This is a genomic window from Mesorhizobium sp. B2-4-6 (assembly GCF_006442775.1).
Taxonomy (GTDB): Bacteria; Pseudomonadota; Alphaproteobacteria; order Rhizobiales; family Rhizobiaceae; genus Mesorhizobium.
Genome location: NZ_VFVI01000009.1, coordinates 156209 through 177870 on the forward strand (window position 1 = coordinate 156209; position 21662 = coordinate 177870).

General features: G+C 62.3%; 18 protein-coding genes. 10 read left to right on the forward strand and 8 right to left on the reverse strand.

Features of this window, described 5'->3' with window-relative positions:
* Nucleotide 1: 1 nt before the first annotated feature.
* From FJ957_RS22035 to FJ957_RS32530, 3 genes are read right to left on the reverse strand one after another with little or no spacing between them, the layout of a single operon-like run.
* Nucleotides 2–1621, reverse strand: a complete 1620-nt coding sequence (locus tag FJ957_RS22035) for a GMC family oxidoreductase (RefSeq protein ID WP_140834947.1) — start codon at nt 1619–1621, stop codon at nt 2–4.
* Nucleotides 1622–2779 carry a glycosyltransferase gene (locus FJ957_RS22040; protein ID WP_140834948.1) on the reverse strand — a complete coding sequence of 386 codons (1158 nt, stop codon included), beginning with the start codon at nt 2777–2779 and terminating at the stop codon, nt 1622–1624.
* Entirely contained in the window at nt 2780–3262 is a 483-nt protein-coding gene (locus tag FJ957_RS32530) for a hypothetical protein (RefSeq protein WP_348642563.1), read from the reverse strand.
* Nucleotides 3263–3373: 111 nt separating this feature from the next.
* Here FJ957_RS32530 and FJ957_RS22050 point away from each other — a divergent pair, with 111 nt between their 5' ends.
* The 8 genes from FJ957_RS22050 (at nt 3374) to FJ957_RS31890 (ending at nt 13161) form a co-directional block, all read left to right on the forward strand.
* Nucleotides 3374–5017 carry a hypothetical protein gene (locus FJ957_RS22050; RefSeq protein WP_140834949.1) on the forward strand — a complete coding sequence of 548 codons (1644 nt, stop codon included), beginning with the start codon at nt 3374–3376 and terminating at the stop codon, nt 5015–5017.
* Nucleotides 5018–5667: 650 nt separating this feature from the next.
* Nucleotides 5668–6474: a glycosyltransferase family 2 protein gene (locus FJ957_RS22055; protein WP_140834950.1), complete on the forward strand. Its 807-nt coding sequence runs from the start codon at nt 5668–5670 to the stop codon at nt 6472–6474.
* 5 nt (nt 6475–6479) lie between these two features.
* Entirely contained in the window at nt 6480–7625 is a 1146-nt protein-coding gene (locus tag FJ957_RS22060) for a glycosyltransferase family 4 protein (RefSeq protein ID WP_140834951.1), read from the forward strand.
* Complete coding sequence (locus FJ957_RS22065; RefSeq protein ID WP_140834952.1) at nt 7625–9601, forward strand: hypothetical protein; 1977 nt, start codon at nt 7625–7627, stop codon at nt 9599–9601. The genes FJ957_RS22060 and FJ957_RS22065 overlap by 1 nt, the downstream gene beginning before the upstream one ends.
* Nucleotides 9588–10346: a DUF1616 domain-containing protein gene (locus FJ957_RS22070; protein WP_140834953.1), complete on the forward strand. Its 759-nt coding sequence runs from the start codon at nt 9588–9590 to the stop codon at nt 10344–10346. Before FJ957_RS22065 ends, FJ957_RS22070 begins: the two co-directional genes overlap by 14 nt.
* A 15-nt stretch (nt 10347–10361) precedes the next feature.
* The gene (locus tag FJ957_RS22075; RefSeq protein ID WP_140834954.1) at nt 10362–11624 is read left to right on the forward strand and encodes a glycosyltransferase family 4 protein; all 1263 of its coding nucleotides are present in this window, start codon (nt 10362–10364) and stop codon (nt 11622–11624) included.
* A 2-nt stretch (nt 11625–11626) separates the two neighbouring features.
* Nucleotides 11627–12964: an oligosaccharide flippase family protein gene (locus FJ957_RS22080; RefSeq protein ID WP_140834955.1), complete on the forward strand. Its 1338-nt coding sequence runs from the start codon at nt 11627–11629 to the stop codon at nt 12962–12964.
* 32 nt (nt 12965–12996) lie between these two features.
* Nucleotides 12997–13161: a hypothetical protein gene (locus FJ957_RS31890; protein ID WP_181175553.1), complete on the forward strand. Its 165-nt coding sequence runs from the start codon at nt 12997–12999 to the stop codon at nt 13159–13161.
* A gap of 239 nt (nt 13162–13400) precedes the next feature.
* Here FJ957_RS31890 and FJ957_RS22085 read toward each other — a convergent pair whose 3' ends face one another.
* Nucleotides 13401–14210 (reverse strand): FkbM family methyltransferase, encoded by an 810-nt coding sequence (locus FJ957_RS22085; protein WP_140834956.1) that lies wholly within the window; start codon nt 14208–14210, stop codon nt 13401–13403.
* Nucleotides 14211–14224: 14 nt separating this feature from the next.
* On the opposite strand from FJ957_RS22085, the gene FJ957_RS22090 reads away from it, so the two are divergent.
* Both FJ957_RS22090 and FJ957_RS22095 read left to right on the forward strand, forming a co-directional pair.
* Nucleotides 14225–14548 carry a hypothetical protein gene (locus FJ957_RS22090; RefSeq protein WP_140834957.1) on the forward strand — a complete coding sequence of 108 codons (324 nt, stop codon included), beginning with the start codon at nt 14225–14227 and terminating at the stop codon, nt 14546–14548.
* Between the two features lie 492 nt (nt 14549–15040).
* A complete protein-coding gene (locus FJ957_RS22095; protein WP_181180667.1) occupies nt 15041–15886 on the forward strand; it encodes a glycoside hydrolase family 16 protein in 846 nt (281 codons plus the stop codon).
* Nucleotides 15887–16299: 413 nt separating this feature from the next.
* Here FJ957_RS22095 and FJ957_RS22100 read toward each other — a convergent pair whose 3' ends face one another.
* The 4 genes from FJ957_RS22100 to FJ957_RS22115 all read right to left on the reverse strand — a co-directional run bounded on the left by FJ957_RS22100 (nt 16300) and on the right by FJ957_RS22115 (nt 21338).
* Nucleotides 16300–17478, reverse strand: a complete 1179-nt coding sequence (locus tag FJ957_RS22100) for an acyl-CoA dehydrogenase family protein (RefSeq protein ID WP_140834959.1) — start codon at nt 17476–17478, stop codon at nt 16300–16302.
* A 70-nt stretch (nt 17479–17548) separates the two neighbouring features.
* Nucleotides 17549–19570, reverse strand: coding sequence for a non-ribosomal peptide synthetase (locus FJ957_RS22105; RefSeq protein WP_140834960.1), 2022 nt, complete (start codon nt 19568–19570; stop codon nt 17549–17551).
* Between the two features lie 35 nt (nt 19571–19605).
* Entirely contained in the window at nt 19606–20619 is a 1014-nt protein-coding gene (locus tag FJ957_RS22110) for a thioesterase domain-containing protein (protein ID WP_246685919.1), read from the reverse strand.
* 107 nt (nt 20620–20726) lie between these two features.
* Complete coding sequence (locus FJ957_RS22115) at nt 20727–21338, reverse strand: 4'-phosphopantetheinyl transferase superfamily protein (RefSeq protein ID WP_246685920.1); 612 nt, start codon at nt 21336–21338, stop codon at nt 20727–20729.
* Nucleotides 21339–21662 lie beyond the last annotated feature (324 nt).

Sequence of the window (21662 nt, forward strand, 5' to 3'; positions counted from 1 at the left end):
CTCAAGCCGTCAGTTGCATCGCTTCGCGGGCGATGCGATGGGAATTGGCCATCACCGTCAGCGTGAAGGTGGTAGCCGGAACATTCGGGAAAACCGACCCGTCGATGAGATGGATCCGGTCCCAGCGCGCCAGCCGCCCGAGGCGATCTGTCGTCTCAATCCCGGAATCCGGCTCATTGGCGTGAGGAAAGCTGCCGCCAAAATGGTAGCTTTTGGCTCCGCCCGACCACAACATCCGCGGCGTGACTGGCCACAAGTCAAGGTAAGGTGCCGCCCTGCGGATCCGGCTTATCACGTCAGGCAGCATCGGAGGCACGTTCTTGCCCCTGACCTTGGCCTCGCTGAAGCCCTCCGAAGTGAGGGTGATCTGGGGTAGCTCATCAGGAGCTGCCGCGGACAGCTGGGCGCTCACTCGGATCTTGGGTGATGCCCAGGACGGCAAGTAGCCCAGGCCTACCGTCAACCGGCTGAGCAGCCGATCGGTTGCGAAGGCGGCGGCGCGGTGTTTGAGGAAACCGGGAAGCGCATCGTAATATGCCTGATTGAACGGATAGAGGTGAATCTGTGAAATATCCAAGCCTTCGTCGTCCCGAGCGACGACCATGGTGAACTGGTTGAGTGTGAACTCGCGCCTTGCACGTGGGTCGGGGGTTGGCTTCATGGAAATCATTGGAAGAACGAACTGAGCAGATTCCGAAAGATGCACCGGCTGGTTCGATCCGAGCGAGCCTAGCATCAGCCTTGTGGTCCCGATTGCTCCGCAGCCCACGAAGACCCGGTCGGCCGTGAATCGCTGGATCCGGCCGCTCGACAGCTCCCGGGCGTGCACGACGGCCGTGTCGCCCTCCTGTTCGACTCGCACCGCGAGCAACCCGCTGCGGTAGTCGATCCTCCCGTTGCGCCGGAAGCGATCGAAGCTGTGCGAGGCCGAGAAGATTAGCGACCGTGGGCACCCGGTCATGCACAGGCTGCAGGGCTGGCATTGAGGGGCAGCGAAGGCGAGTCGGGCGCGGCCCATCGTTATTCCGGTGGAGCGCACTCGCTCGCGGTGCCGGTCGTAGTTGGCCAGGACCATTTGTGTTCGCGGCGCCAGCGGCGGAAGCGGGTCCGGGGATCCGATGAGGGGAAACCACTCCTCGAGATCGTCGGACTCTCCGGCGAAAGGTATGTGACCCAGGATCGTCCGATAGTGCTCCTCGATATCCGAGAAGCCGAACGGCCATCCCTTGAACGTGGCGGCGCTGAAGGGCATGATCTGGGCCCCCCAGACATTGCTGAACCCCCCGTAGGCGCTCGATATGACCGCCGGGTTCACTCTGCTCACGGAATGGACGCCGTCGAGCTGGCCCTTGTTGGCAAACGGGAAATCGGATCCGTAGCTTCTCTTTTCAGGCAGCGAGTCGGACTGGACCCGCTTGGGCTGCTGGCTGACCCGGCGGACATCCTCCTCATCCCAATCGTCGACACGCAGCCTGGACAGCCTGGCTATGACCTGCTGGGTGTCCGCCTCCAGCACGGTGCCCGGATCGAACACGGTTATCTTCTCGTCCGGTTTTTCGGACAGCGCCAACACGGCGGCGGCTGCAGCCGGACCCGAACCAATGATTATCGAAGACGGCATCTACTTCCCGCGGCCACCGCCTTGCGCGGCTGTGTCCAGTATCTGCTTGGTTGCCTGTGGGCGCCGCCGGCGAAAGCGCCGTACCGGCTCGATCCGGCCGGCGATGTGGCCTGCCGCGGCCAGCCCCACGCCAGCGACTATTGCTGCGGACCGGACCAGTCCGGCGGCGTCACCCTTGGCCGCTTGCAAAATCTCCCTCGGCACACCCTTGGTCAGCGCATGCCAGACGAAACGGGCCTCTGCCCTCAGCGTGGCGGCGTCGCCCATCTGGGCAAAGGCCTCGACCTTGCCCTTGTTGACGAAGAAACAGCGACGCCAGAAGTACTTCCAAGTCGCCCGTGAGGCGGGCACAAAGTGGCGGACGGTCGCCGCCGGTTCATAGATGACCGCCTCACTGCCCTTGATGTGCGCAACGCGGTGGCACATGTCCATGTCGTCGTGCCTGTCGGAATGGAACCCTCCCACCTGCTCGAGGCAGATCCGCCGCACCGACATATTGGCTCCTATGAGGCGGGCCAAAGGGCCTCGGCTGGTCGGAAGGCCATCATAAGCACATCCGAACACCCAGTCGAACTGCACAGGGAACCAGGCCGGGCGGCCGGTCTCGAAAACCGGTATGGGGCGCCCGCCGACGGCGCCGATGCGCTCGTCCTGGTACGGGGCGGTGAGAACCTCGAGCCAGTCCTTGTCGGCCGCCGCATCGTCATCCAGGAACGCCAGGATCTCTCCGGCAGCCGTCTCGGCTGCGGTGTTTCGCGCGGATCCCAGATGCCCGTCATGCTTGTTCTGGATCACCCGTACCGGTGGGGTGGATGCGGCGAAATCAGCCCACTGCGCGGCACAACGGCGAAACAAGGGCTGATCGACGCATAGGATGATCTCGCAGGGTTGCAAGGTCTGCTCCTGTGCCGAGGCCACCGACTGGAGCATCAGCTCCCATCTTTCCTCAGTATAGGCACAGATAATCACCGAGATCGTGGGGGGAATCTGCCGGCGCTCGCTGCCGACGCCATCCTCGGGCTGCTCGGTTCGCGATCCAGGCTGACCGGTTGTGGCAGCGGCAACGTCAGGTTTGCGGCGGGCGAGACCGATACTTGGGTTGCGGACGTGGCTTTCCTGGCCAACGCCGATCGGTGGACCCGATTGCGCAATATGCATTTAGGAATTCTCCCGACTTGAGCTGCCAATGTGTTCCCAAACTCTTCGATAAACCGGGCGATGGTCCGGCGGCGCACCGCCGCGTCGTGGTCGTTCAAACCGTCCGAGCGATCGAGTGTGGTCGGCACAGATCACGACGCTGGCATCGCCTTCAAGCCGCCAATCCCAGATCGTAGCGACGCTTCCATCGAGCGACCCGATCACCGGCTGGAGGAAGTTGCGGACCACATTGGCGCCCATCGCTACCGCGTCATCGAGAACGCGGGTGACCTCGTCCTGCGATCCGTAGGTCAGATGGCGGCTGTTTACGCCGGTCACGAAGAACGGCTTGCCGTCCAACGTGAAGGTCGTTCCGGAAGTCTTGATGAAGGACGTTACCGATGGATCGTGCGCCGTGCTCGCGACTGCCAGAACGGACACGAATACGAGCGCGCCTGATCCGGCATTGCGCAGCCAGTATTTCGCCCGTTGCCAGCCAGCCATCATCCCTGCATGTGGCTCTCGCCGGGCGCCGAGTGCAACGGCCCCTAAGGATTACCTCCTCTGGCCTCGCACAGCCCCGCATCGATCGGGCATAGTGGTGCCTGGCTGCGGGTGCTCGTCAAAGCCGTCGTCTGCTTGAAATTCGCCGTGAGAACAACAATGCGCATTTGCTTGAGTCTCGATCCGTCGCGGCTGCTGCGCTGGCATCTGTGGCTGGCAGAGGCGCTTGCTGAAGTGCCCGGCAACGATGTCTCCTGCGCTTTCGCGGCCGGCTGCCGCCCGCTGCCGTTGATCTTCCGCCTGTTGATCGAACTCGAGCGACTACTCTATGGTTACCGTGTCAACGGTGTCACCGGCTCCGTCGAGGCCGAGCTGCGATCCCTGCCGCCGCCGCCGGCCAACCAAGTGGATGTGGTGATCAATTTGAGCGGCGAAGAGCCGCTCCCGTCGGGACGACGCGTGCTTACTCCACTCTTCAACGGGCTACCGAGCGAGATCGGAGTCATGACGGCCTTGGCGAATGATCAGGACCTTGTCGTCGACCTCTACGATACGGCGCGCCCGTCGCAGCCGTGGATGGCGCGTCCGGCCAGTGTGGACCGTAAAGTGTTCGCAGCGGGTCTCGACAGCGTCCTCTCCTGCGCTGTGGCGCTGATTCTAAAAGCCTTGCGCGAGGAAACCAGTTCAGCTCCGTCCGGTGTCCCCGGTCGACCGACGGCCGCGCCTTCGCTCGGCGCGCTTTCGGCCATTGCATGGGAGACCGGCACGGCGGCATCGAAGGCAATCGCGTTCTTGGACGGATTGGCGAGAGGCGGCAGATCGTGGGGGATCGGCTGGCGCTTCGACCAGGCGGCGAGTCTGCTCGACAAAGGCGAAGCAGCTTTCAGCGTGCTCACCGGAGACACCGGCAGCTTCCTTGCCGACCCGTTCCCGTTCCGGCATCAGGGGCAGGATTTCATCTTCGTCGAACAGTACCTCTACTCAAAGAACCGGGGGTGCATTGCGGTCGTGACAGCGGACCGGAGCGGGGCTGCCGGCGCACCTCAGATCGTCTTGGAGGAGCCGCACCACCTCTCGTACCCGTTCGTGTTCGAGCAGGACGGGCAGGTCTGGATGATCCCCGAATCGGGGGCGGCAAGGAATGTCAGTCTCTACAGGGCGGTCGAATTCCCGTACCGGTGGAAGCGGGAGGCCTGCCTCCTGGAAGGCATTGAGGGCTACGACACCACGCCGCTGCGCCATAAGGGCCGCTTTTGGTTTTTCGTCAGCCCAAGGCTATGGAGGTCCACGTCTTGGGATGTTCTTAGCCTCTACCATGCCGTGAGCCTGACGGAACCTTGGACGCCGCATGCAGCAAACCCCATTCTGCTCGATGCTGCGCTCAGCCGCCCCGCAGGCGCCGTTATCCGACACGGCGGACGCATGCTACGCCCAGTCCAGAATTGCGCTCGCAGCTACGGCGGCGCGGTGACGTTCTGCCGGATCGATGCGCTCGGCGAGTCGGAGTTTGCCCAGACCCCGATCGGTGGCATTTCGTCCGGAGCGTTCGGGTGTCACACCTATAACCGCCGGTCTGGCCTGGAGGTGATCGACCTATTCGGTCACGTCCGTGGCTTGCGCCAGGTCACGACTTCGTATCGGCTGTTTGCGCCCGATGTGCCGCCCTCAGCGTCGCATGGACGGCCCCTTTCTCGTCCCCAACAGTTAGCATGGCCGGGCGGTCGGGCCCTCGATCCTTCTGGCGCGCAAGATTAAGGGGTAGCTCGGAAATTACGGCCGGATGAAGAAGCGAGCCCATATCCGGGGCCCTGCGGCTTCTGGCCAGTGGCAATCGTTTCAGCGAGATTCATCGCGCCGGCGATGTTCGCTGCCTTCTACCCTGCTTGCTCCGAGAGCCTGTCGTCCGGGGATTTGGATCCCGGCCGCAGCTCGATGATTGTCCTCGCGGGCGTGACGCATCGCGCTGCTGCGGCTCCTCAGGTCTACCGGCGGCAGCGCTGCTGCCGCACCCGCTGAAGGTGATCGTGCCACTGTCGTACCATCTGTCATGGCGGTTGGCGGGAGCTAACCTGAAGGGATAACCACAAAGAGCTAATCACCTATGGTGTCTTCTAACCATCTATTGAAGCTTCCATTGCGGCGTCGCATCAGCAATCCTTGCTTAATCCAGGCCAAGGAAGGTTCAATCATTCAACCTCTCAGTCTTGTTTCATCTCATCTTTCGTCGCGTCCGGGAGTCTCCATATGATCAACATAGCTGAACCCGGGGATATGGCCGCCATTCTGGGGCAGGTCCTTTCCGGGACCTATCATTCCTCCCATCATCGCACCGGAGACCTATCGGCAGTCTTGGTGCGTTTCCAACCCGCCCCCTGGGTCCCATCGCTCGATCGTGCAGCGCTACCATGAATGCCGGTCTCTCTAGTGCTAGTGTTCTCGCCCCTGTCAGTGCCGTGTCGCCGCCTGACCCAATCAAGTTCGGGCTGCGGCAATCGTTGGCCCTACCCCGAGTCAGCTTCATCGTGCCGACGCTCAACGAAGCCGAGAACCTCCCTTGGCTTCTGCCGCGCATCCCCAGCTGGGCGCACGAGATCATCATCGTGGATGGCCGTTCGACCGACGACACGGTCGCGGTCGCGCGCCGCCTACGCGGGGACGTAAAGGTTGTCATGGAGCCCCGCCGGGGCAAGGGTGCCGCACTGCAAGCGGGATTCCGCGCCGCCACAGGCGACATCATCGTCATGCTGGACGCTGATGGCTCCATGGTCCCTGAGGAGGCGATCGTCTTTGTCAGTGCGCTGATGGCCGGCGCGGATCTCGTCAAAGGTTCACGCTTTATCCAGGGCGCCGGCACCGACGACATGTCGCTTTTCCGGATGGTCGGCAACAGAGGGCTGACCCTGTTCGTGCGACTCCTCTATGGCGGTTGGTTCTCCGACCTATGTTACGGATACATTGCCTTCTGGACCAGGCACGTCAGCACGCTCAATTGCGACTGCGATGGGTTCGAGATCGAGACCCTCATCAACGTGCGGGCTTTGAAGAACCACCTCAATATCGTCGAGGTGCCGAGTTTCGAAGCTCCGCGCATCAGCGGTGTGAGCCATCTGCGTGCCATCCCGGACGGTTGGCGCGTCCTCAAGACCATCTTGCGTGAGTGGGTGTACCAACAACACGGGCGGGGCGCGACAGCCTGTGATGACGGCGGGTAGGCCTGATGCGAATCCTGATGGTTGCCGCTCGCTGTTACCCCTTTATGGGCGGCACTGAAACTCACATCCAGGAAGTCGGACCCCGCTTGGTGGCGCGTGGCCATGCGGTCGACGTGCTCACTACCGATCCCTCCGGAGAGTTGCCAGTTGAGGAGGAGGTTGGCGGCATGCGTGTGCGGCGTGTCCCGGCCTGGCCAAGGGAACTGGACCTCTATGTGGCACCCGGCATTTATACCGCGATCCGGCGCGGGGCTTGGGATCTGCTTCACTTCCAGGGTTACAGCACTTTCGTGGTGCCGATCGGACTGCTCGCGGCTGTGCGCGGGCAACTGCCGTTCGTCCTGACCTTCCACAGCGGCGGGCATTCCTCCCGGCTGCGCAACGCCATACGCAGCACCCAGCATATGCTGCTTCGGCCGCTGGTAGCGCAGGCCGCGCGGCTGATCGGCGTCTCCGAATTCGAAGCCGACTTCTTCAGCCGGAGGATGGGCGTGCCGCGGGAGCGGTTTGTCGTCATCCCGAACGGCGCCGCGATGCCGGCTCCGAGCCCCGGCGTCAAGGTCGATCCTCACCTGATCGTCTCGGGTGGCAGGCTGGAGCGCTACAAGGGCCATCACCGGGCGATCGCAGCCTTGCCCGCCCTGATCCGCCGGGTACCGGATGTACGACTTCACATCGTCGGTACTGGCCCGTACGAGGGAGAATTGCGGCGCCTCGTCGCGACGCTCGGCCTCGAGAGGCGGGTCACAATTGCTGGTATCCGCGCCTCGGAGCGGCAGCAAATGGCAGATCTATTGGCGAGCGCCGCGCTGTTCGTGCTGTTCAGCGAATACGAAGCCCATCCGGTCGCCGTGATGGAAGCCCTGTCGCTGCGCCGTCCGGTCCTCGTCAGCGACACGTCCGGTCTGCGGGAGCTGGCTGCCAATGGCCTGTGCCGGGCGATTTCGTGCAACGCCGATGCAGGAGAGCTGGCCACCGCCATGGCCGAGGAACTGGAGGCCCATCGGGAGGTCCCGGATTTGGCGCTGCCCGACTGGGATGCCTGCGCGCAAGCGCTGAGTGACGTCTATTGTAACGTCCTGGGCAGCCGATCCACGGTCCGCTCGGCCCCCGGCGGCGTGACATCCTGGCCTCCCGCGACGAGGGTATGATGCTGATGACGCAGGCTGATTTCACCGCGAGAACCAGGATCAAACCACTCCAGGCTGGGATACGGCTCTTATCGGCCGTTATCGGTCCCGATATTCACGGCGGCAGCGCCGATGTCCCGCCGCAACGGGCCAAATACGGTTGGATCGCGATACTGTGCCTGACCGCCGCCACGGCTCTGCTCCTGGTCGTGGCCGGGCACGCAGCCGGGCGCCGGGGCTATGACGTGGCGCCCGCGCTCTTTTGGTCCGGTATGGTCCTCCTGATTGTTCCAACCAGCCTCCGCATAGCTTGGCCGACGACAGCCCGAGGTGAGCGCCTGTTCCTCCTGTTCCTGCTTGTCGAAGCTCTGTTCTATTGCAAGAAGGTCTATTCCCCGACGAGCTTCAGCGGTTACGACGAGTTCTTGCATTGGATCGCAGCCGACGATCTCATCACTGCTCGCCGGCTGTTTCTGCCCAACCCGCTTTTCCCGATCGGGCCAACGTATCCCGCCCTGGAAATCGTGACGACGGCGATCGTCGATCTGACGGGACTGCCCTTGTTAGTGGCGGGAACGCTCCTATTGGCCATCCTCAAGGGCACGTTCATCGGTGCCCTGTTTCTGTTCCTTGAAAGCATCGTCGGATCGCCGCGTATCGCGGCTATAGCCTGTCTGGCCTACATGGGCTGCTCAACCTTCTTCCTGTTCGACTCAAGTTTCTCCTACCAGAGCCTCGGCATCGTGCTGTGTGTGCTGGCTTTCGCGGTCGAAGCGGCGTCCAAGGATCTCGTCGGGAGACTGAGGCTCAAGTCGCTCGGGCTGATAGCCTTGCTGCTGGCAAGCCTCGCGGTCACACATCACGTCTCGGCCGCCTTCGCCGCCATCTATTTCGGAGCGCTGGCGGGTCTCGAAGCTTTGCGCCGTCACGATCCCATGCGGATTGAGGCCAGGATCGGCGTGGGTCTCACGGCGATCCTGGCCATAGCCCTGCCGCTCCTGTGGATGCAGTTCCGTGGCATCCCTCTCGCAGGCTATCTCGGCCCGGTGATCGGGGCCGGCTTCCACTCATTGCTTGGCATGATCCTTGGCACCGCCACCCCGGCGTCGGAACATCTTCAAGCGCCGGCCAAGGCCTTCTACCTGCAACTGACCACCTTGCTGGCGCTCCTGCTGCTGGCACTCGGACTGTCAACGGGATTCTTTCGGTCACTCGCCATCGCAGCGCTCGGTGGTGCGCGGCCGGGTTGGCTTCCGATCCGGGACATTCTCAAATGCCGCTGGCGTGACAGCCGCCTCCTGCTCCTCACCTTGCTGGCCTTCGGGCTCCCGATCTCTGTGGCCTTCCGACTGACCGTCACCGGATGGGAAATCGGCAACCGCATGGGAACGTTCGTGTTCATCGGCGTTGGGCTGGTCGTCGCAGTGAGCATCGTCCACTTCTGGCAGGGCCACGCGCCGCGCGGGTGGCGCCGCATCGCGCCCGCCGGTGCTCTGGCGGTCATCGTCCTGGGCGGCGTCGCGAGCTCCACGATCAATCCGATCGATGGGCGCTATAGAGTGGCGGCCGATCAGGAATCAATCGAGCCCATGGGGATCGAAACGGCACGCTGGGCCAAGGAATGGCTCGGTGCCGGCAACCGCTTCATCTCCGACCGCATCAACAGCATTCTGCTTGCCAGCTACGGCCGGCAGGACGTCAGGGTCAAGATCAGAGAAGGCATCGATTCCGCGAGCATATTCGAAGGCGAGACATTGGGGCCAGGGGAGTTTTGGGCTTTGGCGGGAAGCAACATCGATTTCCTGCTGGTCGACCGGCGCCTGAGCACGGCTCCGCCGGTGCTCGGCTTTTACTTTCAGCCGTGGCAACGGCGGCAGGGAACGCCGCTCTCGGGTGCAGCGCTCCTTAAGTTCAATGACGTCAAGGGCGTCACCCGCATCTACGACAACGGCTGGATCGTCATCTACGACGTGAGGGAATTGCATGAGAACCATTAGCAAGCGGGACCTTCTGGCCGCATACCTTTGGGCGGGGGCCGCGGTGGCGGCCGTTGCTTTCAGCGACAGCGCGCTCCTCCGAGTTGTCCTGGGCGCACCCGTGGTGTTCCTCGTCCCGGGTCACACGGTGTTGCGGGCCATTGGCGTCAGTACGACCTCCGCGTTGCAACACATCGTCTACGCGGTCGGAGCAAGCCTCGCCGTCGGCATCGTTGGGGGCTTTGCACTGAACGCCGCAGGCTTCCTGACGCCGCTCGGCTGGGCGCTGTGGTTTTGGACCGTGACGGCCGCTGCTGCACTGGTGGCCGCCGTCCGCCGCGACACTCCCGATCTGCCAGCTTGGCCGGCTCTGGCGCGGGTCCGGGTTTGGCAGGGAGCCGTGCTCATGCTGGCGGTGCTTGTGGCGACCGGGGCCTATGCGTTTGCCGTCAGAGACGAAGCGGCCCACCGGGAATTCAAATACACCGAGTTCTGGTTGTTGCCATCAGCCAGTGGCGAGCGCGACCGGATCACGGTTGGCATCAGGAGCGCCGAGACCCAAACTCAGCGGTTCGACGTGGAAATCACCCTTGATGGGCAACCGTTCGCCGTTTTCCGATCGGTCGCCGTCGTGCCGGGCGATACCTGGGCGCGAGAAATCCCAGTGCCCGCCGCAGCAATCCGCCAGAGGGCCGAAGCCCGGCTCTATCGACCGCAAGACAACCGACTCTATCGCAGCGTTTCGACGCTAGTGCCGCGCTTCTGAAATGAAGGCCCGATCATGCGCATCCTGCTGCTATCGCAGTTCTATCCTCCGGTAATCGGGGGAGAGGAGCGTCACGTCCGCAATCTGGGCGCGGCGCTGGCGCGGCGGGGCCATCATGTCAGCGTCGGGACATTGTGGCATCCCAGATTGCCCGAAACTGAGCTGGACGGCGCGGTCCGCGTGCATCGCCTGCGCGGCACGCTCCAGCGTCTGTCGGGCCTTCACGCCGATCCCGAGCGCCGCCATGCGCCGCCCTTCCCGGATCCCGAACTGGTGCTTGCCCTGAAGCGGCTGGTAGCCCAGGAGCAGCCGGACATCGTTCACGCCCACAACTGGATTTACGCGTCCTTCCTGCCGCTCAAAGGTCTGAGTGGGGCACGCCTCGTGGTTACGTTCCATGACTACGGCCTTGTCTGCGCGAAGAAGAACTTCATGCACTTGGGCGCCCAGCTCTGCAGTGGCCCCGCGGCGGCCAAGTGCCTGCCTTGCGCCACCGGGCACTACGGAGCGGTGAAGGCAGCTGTGACCACCTTGGGTAATTGGGCGTCGAGCTTCGCCGCTCGGCGCGTGGTGGATCGCTTCATCGCGGTGAGCCACGCGGTGGCCCGTCACAACGGACTCACCCAAGGCCGCGCCCCTTATGACGTCATCCCCAACTTCGTGCCCGACGATGTCGGGGTGGTTGGCCCAGAAGATGCCTGCCTGCGGGAGCTCCCCGGGGATGGATTCATCCTGTTCGTCGGTGACTTGACGCGCCTCAAGGGCATTGACGTTCTCCTGCAAGCCTATGCCAGTCTGGAGCGGGCGCCACAACTGGTCCTGATCGGGCGCCGGGTCGCCGATACGCCAACCAAATTTCCGCCGAACGTTCGAGTCTTCAGCATGTGGCCGCATTCCGCCATCATGCATGCGTGGCGGCGCTCACTGTTCGGCGTGCTGCCGTCGGTGGGGCCAGAAGCCTGCGCGACAGTGATCATGGAAGCGATGGCATCCGGAAAGGCAGTTGTTGCAACCGACATCGGCGGCATGCCGGATATCGTCGATCATGGCGAAACAGGCCTTCTCGTGCCGAGCGGTGACGCGCGCGCCCTCGCCAGCGCAATGCAGAGACTTCTCGAGGACCGCGCCTTGCTCGCCCGCCTGGAGGCGACAGGCCTTGCCAGGATCGAGCGCCTCAAGGCCGGAGTGGTCGTGACCCGGATCGAGCAGGTGTACCGGGACGTCCTGCGCCCAGCCCCCGGAAGGTCCGCGGTGCCGGCACAGCAAGGTTCGGGATAGCAATGACGTCGATAGACCACTCCTGGACGGCCATTGCTCGCGTGCGCCGAGAGCTTCGAAAGAGCGCCGCGTTCGTGATGAATTCCGGCGCCATGGCAACCGGAACGGTTGCAGCGGCCGGTCTCGGGTTTGTCTATTGGTGGCTTGCAGCGCGGCTGTTCCCGCCGGAGGTGATTGGCTACACATCTGCTCTCCTGTCCGTGATGGGGCTTATCGGCACGCTCGGCGAGGCAGGAATCGGGACCATGCTGGTGGGCGAGATCGTCCGGAATCCCGGCAAGGAACGCGGCCTGGTGGCCGCGGCAGCGTGCGTCGGGGTGACACTGGGGGTCGGGCTGGCCGTGTTGTTCGTCTTCGGGCATGCGTATTTCAGCAGCTCTACCGAGCTGATCGGCGGCTGGTTCGTGGGTGTTGTGTTCGTCCTCGGCTGCGGTCTGACCGTTTTCTCCATCTTGGTCGACCAGGCGTTCCTGGGCACCCTGCGCGCCACCAGCAGGATGATCCGGCAAGTGCTGTTCTGCACGTTGAAGCTGATGCTGATCGCCACCGCCGCGGTTGGCGGCTACACCTCCCATACCGCGCTTCTTCTGAGCTGGGTGGCCGGTCTTCTGGCGTCCATCATCGGCGTGGACCTGTTGACCCGGGGCGGTGCGCGTCGCCTCGTTGGGCCTCCCGATTTTCAACTGCTCCGTACGCTGCGGGGCAAGGTCTTCGACCACTACGTGCTCGACGTGGCCTTGCAGGCTCCCGGCATCATCATGCCCTACGTTGTGCTCGTTCTCCTGTCTCCGGCCATCAATGCCGCTTTCGTATCCCTATGGATGCTGGTCACCATCGCCTCGTTGATTCCCGCGGCCATGGCCACAGTCCTGTTCCCCGTGGTGAGAGCGAGCCCGAAACAATCCAGACACGACATCCTTGTATCGGTTATGGCGTCATTGCTTTTCTCGCTGGTCTGCGCCATTTTCATCTTCACCTATTCGCAGAGGATCCTTGCGGTCTTCAATCCGGCCTATGCTGAAATCGCCGGTTCGAGCCTGCGCTTCCTTGGCTTCAGCCTGCTGGGAACAGCGCTTAAGTTTCATGCCTGTACGCTGGCGCGGTTGGGCGACAGGATGCGCAAGGCATCTCCCTGGTTCGCGCTTGGCGGATTGCTGGAACTGGGCTTGGTGATAGCTGGAGCGAGGCTCGGTGGACTTGAAGGCCTGGTCCTGGGCTGGACGCTCGCCACCAGCATCGAGGGCGTGTGCGCGGCCTTGACTTTGGCCTTCGCAATAAAATCTGATTCTGCCGCCGGCCTCGTGCACGAAGAATCGCCCCCGTCGCCGCTCCAGACTTGAAAGACGGATCGCGTTGTGCGAACCCGCTTGAGATGCTCGAACGCGCAAGCCTGAGCGACGCGGTCGAAGCTTCAATTGCCGAAAGTGATGTGATGACGTCGCCGGCGCGAAGGGCTGGGGTGCGCAAGCGGTTCGATGTGATGCTGAATGGCGTCAAATCGGTGCGCGCCGCGCTTGAGGATTCTATGCCACGCTGAATGACCAGCAGAGGCGCAATTCGAGGCGATCCCTGAGCCAGCAAGGATCCCCGAGCCAGCAAGTGTGAGCGAGCAAGCGCGACCGGGAAACCAACATCCAGCGCTGCCTCACCAAGGCGCCGCCAAGGCCGCCATGGAAGTCGCGATGAAGTTCTCGGACGATTCCTCCGTCGCTCAGAAGTACGACGCAGCTTCGCAGCGGGGAAGCCGGTTTTCCGAAAGAGGCTAACGAACGGCGTTCAGGTCAAGGCGCTATGCGAAGCGCTGATCGCCGGCCTGTCAGGAAGAAACAGCACATCGGCAGATTCGGTGCCGGTTGTTCTGGCCTCAATCTCGGATTGGCTTGCCTTTCGGCGCCCGGTCCGGGTCAGCCAGTATGCCTCGTATCCGTTATCCGACAAGAGGCGCAGGACTACCAAAACCGACGCCCCGAACTTGTTCAATCCCTGGTCGGAAAGTTCGACGAACAGGGCCGGCCGGGCGAACCTCAGGATCTCGATCATGCCCTGAAGCGTCAGCAGTTCGGCGCCCTGCACATCGATTTTCACGAGCCCCGGGCGCCGGTGTCCCTTGTCCGCGATCAGTCCATCGAGCGTCACGGCGGTTACCGGCACGCCGGTGCCGTTCCGGGAAAGCTTGTGGTCGGAAGGGTAAAGTGGGTTGATTTCGAGAAAGGCCGTGCCGGGCTCGGCGGCGGCGACCACCCTCAGCGCCTCGACGCGGCCAAGGAGACCCGCGCGCTCGAGCGCGGAAATCAGGCCGCTGTAATTCTGATCCTCCGGCTCGATGGCGATCACCTTTCCGCTGTCGCCGACCCATTCAGCAAAGCGGAGCGTGAAGAAGCCGACATTGGCGCCGACGTCGATGACCAGCGATCCGCCTGGCACGAATTCCCTGAGCTGATCGATCGGGCCTGCTTCAAAATGCCTTTTGTAGAGGGGATAAAACGCAAGATAGGCGCGGTGGAAAAGCGGAAGACGCTGCAGGCCGAGCTTGGCAGTCAGCACGTATAGCCTGATAGCCGAATCTCTTAGGAAAACTTTGAGCATTGAGGAACCATCCAATGACACCGATGCAGGATTTATTGTCAGTGGCTTGTCGAGGGGCCCGCTCGGAGGAGCGCCGCTCGGACGGCGGCATCACAACGATCTTCGCTCGTTTGCAGACCTTATCACTCGATCAAGGTCTGATCGCGGGAATTAAAGAGGTATCACCCCGAAGATCAGCATCGACACGCCGCCCCAAGACCACTTGGCTGGACAATGCCGCCACCGCCACAAGCCGGAGATTTCCCAACCACGAAAATCAGGAGCACTTCCTCGCATCGCCGGCTGGCGTGGCACAGCTCGGAAAGCCATTGCTTGGTCCCGGCGAACAGCTTCGCTGAGTACGCTTCAGAGCTGAGCCCGTGACCAAAAAAAACGTGGTCTGGCTCGCCCTCAATGAGGCATGTGGACGACATTCAACGGCGACCGACGGACGAAGGTCAAGCCCTTGCCCGGACCGAGCTACGTTTACGGCTTCCTCACGACGGCGCCGAACGAGCCGATTCATCCCAAGGTCACGCCGTGGTCACACCGGATGAGGAGCGCGACGTTTGGATGTGCCGTGCGACATGGGACGAGGCGTTGCAGTGTCGGATAATGCGCGGCGGCGAGGACGAAGAGGGTAGGGCAGCAGTGTTAACCCTACTGATACTTCTATAACCTCGTGCCCCATGGTCGGATCGAGGCCCCATCTGCCGCGCCGCAATATAGTCGAGGTATCCTCTCTTGGTCACGGTCGACTATCCGGCCCTCGTCGTTTCGCTTTAAGATTGGTGAGCGGCGGTGACCATTGCAATCGCATCCTGGTCAAGCCCTCGTTACGAGGGGGGCATATGAAAAGTATCTCGAAGTACATTTCTTTGATAACGCTCATGATCGTCTCGTGCGACACGAGCGGTGGAGGCGGTGGGTCGTCGCTGCCACCGCCAGCCGGGTACACTACCAGTCAGCTGATATTCGAGGACACCTTCACCGGGCACTCGCTCGATTCCACGAAGTGGATACCTGCGATCGCGGACCAGAACGGTATCTGGCGGCAGAGCGTGCCGTCGCCGTACTCCGCGATGAACGCTGGCGGATTCGACGCCGAGTACTTCGACCCGGCTCAGATCAGCACTGGTCCATCGGGCTTGAAGATCGTTGCGACGAGAAGCAACCGGTTCGCGGGGTACACGTGGAAGTCGGGCGCCATCTGCACGCACGGCAAGTTCACGTTTGCCGGTGGCTACGCACAGATACGCATGAAGCAACCGGACGTCAGCACTGGCGGATGGCCAGGCTTCTGGCATCTCGAGGGCGGGGCCGAGATCGACACGCAGGAGGGCGGGTTCCTCAGCAGCTCCGTGTCGGCCAACGCAGTGCTGGCAAACGCTTTGTTGGCTGCCACCAACGAGCAGCGGTTCTTCGATGCTGGTGTGGACCTGTCGGCCGGCTATCACGTCTGGGGCATGGAGTACATACCGGGCGTGTCAATCAAGTTCTATTTCGATGGTGTGCTCAAGCGAACCGTCACTGAGAACGTGCCGACCGGTGCCATGACCCTGCTCATTAGTCTGAGTATCGCCAACAGCAGCGCGTCTGGCTGGCACACGGCCTACGACAGTTCGACCCCGGCAACGCTCGTACTGGAGGTGACCGACGTTCAGGTCTACCACCTGAGCATGGACCGACAGCATTGAGGCGTGACGACGTGAGCGTCACGCGCCGCTCGACAGACCGGAGCAGGAACTAATGCATGTCGCGCAAAAGTGTGCAGCGGTTTTGCGATAACGACATGCATGAAAACAAAGGCTTAAAGCGCGTCGCCTGACTCCGCTTCAGCGCGACGCGCTTTAAGCGGCGAGCGGCGAGACGGGCCGGCGCAGCGGCTGCAAGCCGTCTGGGGCGCCGGATCGGCGCCCCAGACGTGACGTAGTCCGCTCCTGGCGGGGCCTGCATCGACAGGCGCTCATGACCATGACCGCTCAGCGCCGCCTGAGAGCGGGTGGGGAAAAACAGCCGAAAGACCCATCAGCCAACCTACCCGCCGTCCGAAGAGCCCTTAACGCAGCCCTCCTACAATCAACGCCAGGGAGCAATGTCCCCATTGGGCTCACGACAACGACGCGACCACCTCCAGCATCACCTCCGTCGCGCCGCCGGCGATGGATAGGACGCGTGCATCCCGCGATATGCGCTCGATCGGACTCTCTCGCATAACGCCCATAGCGCCGTGGAACTGTACGCATGCATACAACACCTCGTTGACAAGTTCGCCGCAGATGGCCTTCAACATCGAGATTTCGCGCAGGCAGTCGTCGTCCGCCGCCATGCGCCAAGCGGTGGCATAGAGAAACTCACGGCTTGCCTCCACTTTCGCGGAGAGCATCGCAAGACGTTGTCGGATCGCCTGCATGTCCCACAGGACGCCCCCGAATGCGCGGCGAGTTTTCACCCAGGAGAGGGTCATATCGATCGCGGCTTCGGCCATCCCTATCGCCATGCCTGCGAGAACAAGGCGCTCATTCTGGAAGTTGCGCATTATGGAGTAGAAGCCCTGTCCCTCCGCGCCGAGTACGTTCTCGGCGGGGATGCGGCAACCGTCGAAGACGAGCTCCGCCGTATCGGAGGAGCGCCAGCCGAGCTTGTCCAGTTCGCGGGCGACACTGAAGCCTGGCGTCCCCTTTTCAACGAGGAACATCGTGATCCCGTGGCTTCCTGCCGAGGGATCAGTCTTGGCTGCGACGCAGTAGAGATCCGCGTGGACGCCATTCGTGATGTAGAGCTTCGTACCGTCGAGCACATAGGAGTCGCCATCTCGCAGCGCACGCGTGCGGATGGCCTTCACGTCCGAGCCCGCATCCGGCTCCGTTATGGCGACCGCGGTGATCACCTCGCCGCTGATAATGCCCGGCATCCAGCGCGCCCGCTGGGCTTTGGTGCCGTCGTGAAAGACATACAAGGAAGCCATGTCGGCATGGACCAGCATTGCATCGGCGACGCCGCCATAGGTCGAGCGCCCGAGCTCCTCGGCGAAGACCGTTGATGCGACCGCGTCCATCTCGGCACCACCGTACTCGGCAGGGTAGCGGATGCCGAAGAAGCCGAGCTCGCCCATGCGGCGCAGGATCGGACGAGGAATGAATCCGTTCTCTTCCCAGAGATCCGCACACGGCTTGATTTCCTCATCCACGAACCGGCGCACTTGGTCGCGCAAGAGCTCATATTCCGCCGCCACCCAAGGCAGTCCGGGTTCTCGTACCGATACCCAAGCTTTGTCCATCATCTTCATCCGCTCTGCATGCGTCCAATGCAAAGGCACCGCCTGGATTGGTGCCCAAGGTCGGGGGCATTCCGGCAAGCTAGAGTTCGACCTCCTCTCTCGGTCCCTCCGAGAGTGGGGAGCCTTTGGAATTTGCCATCCAACGCATTCCGTCGATCACTTCCGCCAGTTCAGCGAGCGTCGGGCGTTCAAAGAGGTTGCGAAGCTGCACGTCGACGCCGAAGATCTTCCGCATGCGCGACACCGCCCGCATCACCAGGAGCGACTCCCCGCCCAGGTCGAAGAAGTTGTCGCGACGGCCAATTGCCTCGACCTTAAGGAGATCGCACCACAGCGCGGCCAGCGTCTTCTCGGTCTCCGTCAACGGGGCGGCGAATTCTTGCGCAGGCTGGAAGTTTTCCGCCATTGGCTCGGGAAGCAACGAGCGGTCGATCTTGCCGTTGGACGTGAGCGGCATCCGTTCGAGGCAGACATAGTGCGTCGGAATCATGGATCCTAAGAGTTCTTCGGCGAGGTGCGCGCGCAGGTCCGCGACGGTCAGGGGTTTCGACGAGACATAGTAAGCCACAAGTCGCGCGATGCCGTCTTCGGCCGCTGGCGGTTCGACATCGCCCATTTGGACCACCGTTGATGTCGCTGGTGTCGTCGTCGAGTTGGCGATGGCGATGACAGCGCATTCCTGAACGTGTGGATGCTTGAGAAGCCGCGCTTCGATCTCGCCCAGCTCGACACGTGCGCCACCGATCTTCACCTGATGATCGGCGCGGCCGAGAAAGTCCAGGCGCCCTTCCGAGTTCCAGCGGGCGAGATCCCCCGTCTTGTACAGCCGCAGCTTCGAAAACCCATCTCGAGGATCGGAGACCGTAAGGAAACGCTCGTCTGTCAGGTCAAGGCGATTGAAATAGCCTCTCGCGAGACCGTCGCCGGCAATGAACATCTCACCGATGGTGCCCGAGGCGGTGGGCTGATGTGCCTTGTCGAGGACGTAGATGCCCGCATTGGCGGCCGGAACGCCGATCGGCACCGATGCGGATTGATCCCGGTCGATGTCGAAACGGTGAATCATGCAGCCAACCGTGGCTTCGGTTGGTCCGTACTCGTTGTAGATTTCGATGGGGTGGGGGATGGCGTTCGTGATATCGCGAGCCAATTCAGTTTTGAAGTCCTCGCCGCCCACGATGAACTTGCGCAGCCTTGTGGTCTCGAGATTGCGGTCGCGGATCATCGCGAGATGCGCCGGCGTCAGCTTCATGATATCGACGGCATTGTCGTCGATGACCTTGAGCACGACCATGCTCTGGACTCCGGGATCACCGAGATAGACCACGATGCGGCCGCCGGTGACGAGTGGCGTAAAGAGCGTGGTAACGGTCAGGTCGAAGGCGAGGGATGAGAAAAGGGGCCATGCGTCACCTTCGCTGGAACCGTACACTCGAGCGGCCCACCAGATGTAGTTCACCAGGCTCCGGTGCTCGATCACGACGCCCTTGGGCGTGCCGGTCGAGCCGGAGGTGAAGATGATATAGGCGGCGCTGTCCGGAGTGGCGGCGGATGGTCGGGCCGAGTCCGGCTGATTCAAAATCGGCCCGAAATCGGCATTGAGCACGAAAATGTCTGCAAGGCTCGGGGAAATGACGGATTGAAGGCGCGCCTGTGTGATCGCCACCGGCGCCCGCCCGTCGGTCCCGTTGGCAATGTCCTTCAGGATCATTGCGAGACGTCCCTTGGGCGTTGCCGCATCCACCGGCACATAGGCCGCGCCGGACTTCAGGACGCCCAGAATCGCGACGACGACCTCAATGGAATGCTCCATGAACACAACGACAATCCGGCCTGGCCCAGCGCCGGTCGAGCTCAGATGCGTGGCCATCTGGTTGGAGCGTTCGTCGAGCTGCCGGTACGTCAGCATTGCGTCACCGAAACGGATCGCTTCGGCGTTGGGGCTACGCCTCGCCTGGTCGCGGAAGAGATCGATGATCGTCCTGCCCGACGGGTAGGGCGCTGCCGTGGCGTTGTACTCGACAACCAGCAACCGATGATCGGCATCTCTCAGCAGGGGGCGCGCAACGCCCTGCGCTGCGATAGGTAGGACTTCATTCATGAGATACGCTCTCCATTGCAGAAATCAAAAATCAATCACGTCAATCGCTCAGCCTTTCGAGTTGCCTGGCGATAGAGCTCTGCGATGGCAGGTGCGTCCGGCTCCTCCAGCATACGGCTATCGTTGCAGTCCTCGGGCCCGAAATAAAACTCGGCTTGGGGCATCACTCGAAGCCATTGGCGCGGCGCTGCACCCGATCGCATCCAAGCCTTGTTCGGAAGGAATATGCATACTCGACCCGAATACGGGGTGGGTATGTACCGCCGCAAAGCCGTGATCGCCGTGGATTTGAGTCGAGCTCTGCTCGCCAGCACCGGATCTGCCGTGACAGGCTCTTTGCTTTTGCGAACGGGGGTTACGAGGGCGCCGACGCGCCCGCCAAGGTTCCCGAGACGCCTGCCGAAATACCGGAGACGAGCGCCGAATGTCGGCAGCTTTGCTATCTCTCGCAGAAATGAATCGGCGGTGCGACTGGCAAAGAAATATAGCTGACGCGGCAATTCCTTAAAGATGATGGGGTGTAGGGGGCCAAAGAGCGCCATGCACGGGACCTCCGCTCCGCGTTGACGCAGGATTTTCGCCAGCTCGAGAGCGGTTGCAGCGCCGGAGCAGTAACCGGCGATGATGTACGGACCGGTGGGCTGATATGCGACGATCTGGCGGGCGAAATACTCCGCGATATCTTCGACGCGTTCCATCGGTTCGCTCTGCCCATCGAAGCCAGACGGTTGGAGTGCGTAGAACGGCTGATCGCCACCCAGGTGCTTCGACAGGTCCGAGAATGAGAAGGGCGCCCCGATATGCCCGGGCACGGCATAAATGGGCGTGCGTGTTCCGCGAGACTGCAGGGGAATGATTGCTGGCTGTTGCCGGGCTGCAGCCGTGGCCATGTTCAGAAACGCGATGATTTCGCCCTTCCGGTTACGCAACTGGTCGGAAGACTCGGCAGTCAGTGCGCCAACTGGGGCGTTGCAGCGCAGCCGGTCGCCCTCTGCCCAGACCTTGATGTCCTTGACCGCGAGGTCTGCGAGAAGCTCCGGGATCTGCATCAAGTCCGCCGACATAGGGCCTCTCGAGTTGGTTGACCTCCTCGCTTATCCGCAGTGCATCGTAAGTGAATGATGGCATCGCCGACATTTCAATTCCGGACTACCACTCAATTCCGGACTGCCACGGTCCCGATGTACCCGGGTTTCGGTACGAACCTATGGACAGCCCAATCCCTTTCCTGCCAAGAAAAGGGCTGTCCCAAACCGCATCCCAAGGCCTTGGAGATAGCCTCCAGCCGGGTCCAGCGCCGGAGGAAGCCTTCCAGCCGGTCTTGCGGAGCAAGGGCGGTGTAGGCCCCGTATTCGGAGGCGGAAAAGCAGAGCGCTGCGATCTTGTCCGCTTCGGGCACCGGGAGAACTGCCTCGATGTCCACCCCGACCTCCTCCCTGGTCGAGAGGGCGACGACCGCGACATCTCCGGATCGTGAGACGCTGAAGCGCAAATCGCGAGCAGGCATGCGGGGCGAGAGGTGGGGTTTGCCCAGGCGTCCATATTCCAGTTCGATGTCGGACGGCGAGATTCCCAGTTTGGAGGCGAGGAGCCGGCGCAGCAGCCCACGGGTAGCTTCAAAGCGGCGGCGGTCCCGCTCCAGTCTCAACCCCTCGGCGCGCCGACGTTCCTCTTCGTTGAGGCAAACGCCTATCTCGCGGATGACGTTCTGCTCAGCATCGAGCATGAATGCCAGGACCTCCAAACCATCTTTGTCGAGAACCGGCATTATGATCCCGGGTCTCAGCCCGACTTTATCCAAAGGGTTTGAGGGGGGCGGTTCCGGTTCCACAGGAGCGCCAGAAAATTGAATGAACTCAAGCACAGGGCAGCAGTCAGAAGTCATACGTGCGTCCCGGTCGCTGGGAAAGCTCATGCGCATAAGAACGGCAGCGCCGTTCATGTGCATTCCAATGAAACAATCACGTAAGGGCGAAAGCAAGGAGCGGCAGGTGGATATTTTGATGTATGGATGGGGCTATAAAGCCACTGGAAATGCTGCCGCTGCGAGGGGTTGTCGAAGGCGAAACGGCCAAATTTATCTTGACACCAA